Genomic DNA, 889 nt, shown 5'->3' with positions numbered 1-889 from the left:
GTGGTCATGGCGGGGCGGCCGCACCCGTTCCCATTCCGAACACGGCCGTGAAACGCCCCTGCGCCAATGGTACTCCGTCTCAAGACGCGGGAGAGTAGGTCGCTGCCAGGTCTTCTAAAGGCAATGTCATCGCAAGATGAAAAACAAATCTTCTCACACACGAAACCTATGGCCCCTGGCCAAACTCCAAGGGCCGCCCACAAGCGGCCTTTCGGCGTTTAATGGCAAAAGCAGAACAAAACGTATGCAAGGATCACGCACAGGACTTAGCCGGTGCGTCCCTTACAGGAGACAAAACCCAATGGGTTTTGCTCCGGCAGAAAGCATCACAGCAAAGCTGTGACGCTACCGCGACATTCGGCAAAGCCGAATGCGCTTGGCGCGGGGTGGAGCAGCCCGGTAGCTCGTCAGGCTCATAACCTGAAGGCCGCAGGTTCAAATCCTGCCCCCGCAACCAAAACTACGCTACGCTATCCCACACCATCCAAGAACCACGGCCCACCATGCCAGAGCACTGCGATAAGCGGCGCTAATCTCAATCCAGAACACAATTTGGCCGCCTCCGCCCCCGTGTCCCAAAGGTTCGAATCGATGTACGCTACAATTGAAGGCGCACGGCTATTCTTGGCTCCGTTCTGGCAAAGAACGGCAAAGTGGTTTGGGATCTGTCTGTCACCGGTCTCTACAAAGGCGCAGGCTTCCGGAATTGCAATTTGATGCTCTAGGCTCCCTGGACGCCGATAAAGGACTTCATGAGCCGAAAGTGCTGATTCCGATGAAGCCGCCCCTTTGTTCCGAGATGATTGCGCCCCGTGATTCCGGGATGATCTCGCCCCCTTCCGAGGAGGTCTGCAGGCAGGTATTGTTGTCAATTCGTTGAGGCGACGTG

At 56.5% G+C, this 889-nt stretch carries 1 tRNA gene and 1 rRNA gene; both read left to right on the top strand.

The window, feature by feature from the left end:
- Positions 1-111, top strand: a 5S ribosomal RNA gene (gene rrf, locus MRBLMR1_RS27010); the annotation flags it as partial.
- 269 nt (positions 112-380) lie between these two features.
- Positions 381-457 (top strand) — tRNA-Met (locus MRBLMR1_RS27005).
- Positions 458-889: the final 432 nt, after the last annotated feature.

It is taken from the genome of Neorhizobium sp. LMR1-1-1.1, from assembly GCF_040675795.1.
Taxonomy (GTDB): Bacteria; Pseudomonadota; Alphaproteobacteria; order Rhizobiales; family Rhizobiaceae; genus Neorhizobium; species Neorhizobium cellulosilyticum.
Note: the sequence above shows the minus strand (reverse complement) of the source record. Positions and strands in the feature narration are given on the sequence as shown.